The organism is Streptomyces pseudogriseolus (assembly GCA_002154585.1).
Classification (GTDB): Bacteria; Actinomycetota; Actinomycetes; order Streptomycetales; family Streptomycetaceae; genus Streptomyces; species Streptomyces pseudogriseolus.
In genome coordinates this window covers 166-2146 of record MUNG01000625.1, presented here as the reverse complement: position 1 = coordinate 2146, position 1981 = coordinate 166, and the positions used below count along the sequence as shown (strand labels likewise).

Here is a 1981-nt window from a genome sequence, read left to right as displayed (position 1 = left end):
TCGGCGGCGTGTGGACCTCCTGCGCCCCCGACTTCGGCGCCCGCAGCGTCCTCGACCGCTTCCAGCAGGTCGAACCCGTCGTCCTGTTCACCGTCGACGGCTACCGCTACGGCGGCAAGGAACACGACCGCCGCGAGATCGTCGCCGAACTCCGCCGCGAACTGCCCACCCTGCGCGCCGTCGTGCACATCCCGCTGCTCGGCACCGAAGCCCCCGACGGCGCCCTGGACTGGTCCGCCCTCACCGCCGCCGACACCGCACCCGTCTTCGAGCAGGTGCCCTTCGACCACCCCCTCTGGGTGCTCTATTCCTCCGGCACCACCGGACTCCCCAAGGCCATCGTCCAGTCCCAGGGCGGCATCCTCGTCGAGCACCTCAAGCAGCTCGGCCTGCACTGCGACCTCGGCCCCGAGGACCGCTTCTTCTGGTACACCTCCACCGGCTGGATGATGTGGAACTTCCTCGTCTCCGGCCTCCTCACCGGCACCACCGTCGTCCTCTACGACGGCAGCCCCGGCCACCCCGACACCGGCGCCCAGTGGCGCATCGCCGAACGCACCGGCGCCACCCTCTACGGCACCTCCGCCGCCTATGTCATGGCCTGCCGCAAGGCCGGCGTCCACCCCTCACGCGACCACGACCTGTCCGCGGTGAAGTGCGTGGCCACCACCGGCTCCCCGCTGCCGCCGGACGGCTTCCGCTGGCTGCACGACGAGGTACGCGACGACCTGTGGATCGCCTCCGTCAGCGGCGGCACCGACGTGTGCTCCTGCTTCGCCGGAGCCGTCCCCACCCTCCCCGTCCACGTCGGCGAACTCCAGGCCCCCTGCCTCGGCACCGACCTCCGGTCCTGGGACCCCAGCGGCAACCCCCTCACCGACGAGGTCGGCGAACTCGTCGTCACCAACCCGATGCCGTCCATGCCGATCCGCTTCTGGAACGACCCCGACGGCAGCCGCTACCACGACAGCTACTTCGACACCTACCCCGGCGTCTGGCGCCACGGCGACTGGATCACCCTCACCTCGCGCGGCTCCGTCGTCATCCACGGCCGCTCCGACTCCACCCTCAACCGCCAGGGCGTCCGCATGGGCTCCGCCGACATCTACGAGGCCGTCGAACGCCTCCCTGAGATCAAGGAATCCCTGGTCGTCGGCATCGAACAGCCCGACGGCGGCTACTGGATGCCCCTCTTCGTCCACCTGGCCCCCGGCGCCACCCTCGACGACGACCTGACCGACCGCATCCGCAAGACCATCCGCACCCAGCTCTCACCCCGCCACGTCCCCGACGAGATCATCGAGGTGCCCGGCATCCCGCACACCCTCACCGGCAAGCGCATCGAGGTCCCCGTCAAGCGGCTCCTCCAGGGCACCCCGCTGGAGAAGGCCGTCAACCCCGGCTCCATCGACAACCTCGACCTGCTCGCCCACTACCAGGAGCTGGCCCGCACCCGCCCCTGACCGGACACCCCGCCGTCTCCTCCTCCGCACCCGTTGTCAGTGCCGCCGATTACGGTGAGTGAGCATTGATCGACCGTGCAGAGGGGGAGACATGGCGTACACCGACCACCGGACCCTGCGGCGCGCCCTGCGCCGCGAGATCGCCGGCACCATCGGCGTGCTCACCGACGAACACGACTTCCGCGCCATGCGGCGCTACGACAGCTTCATCTTCGACGACCACGCCACCTACCTGAAACACGTCGAAGCCGTCCTGCGCACCCGCGCCCTCCAGGGCAGCCACACCACGGTGGCCCTCTTCGACCCCGAGGAGTACGCACACTGGTGCGCGCACCACGGCCTCGACCCCGACCACCCCGTCAGCCGCACCCGCTTCACCGCCGAGCACGCGGCCACCGGACCCGCCGTCCCCTACGACGGCCGGCCCCTGACCGACCTCATGAACACCCTCGTCGACGAGGCCGTCCGCCGCGCCACCTGGGAGTACGCCACGACGCTCCTCGCCCGCCTCGGCCCCT

The 1981-nt window shown here is 70.7% G+C and carries 2 protein-coding genes; both read left to right on the top strand.

The window, feature by feature from the left end; genetic code table 11:
- Window positions 1–1463, top strand: a 1463-nt coding sequence (locus CCN29_RS33545) for an acetoacetate--CoA ligase (RefSeq protein WP_086686260.1), incomplete at its 5' end; no start/stop codon positions are given.
- Window positions 1464–1554: 91 nt separating this feature from the next.
- Window positions 1555–1981 (top strand): DUF8829 domain-containing protein (locus tag CCN29_RS33540; protein ID WP_503167731.1); only part of this gene is annotated, 427 nt, incomplete at its 3' end.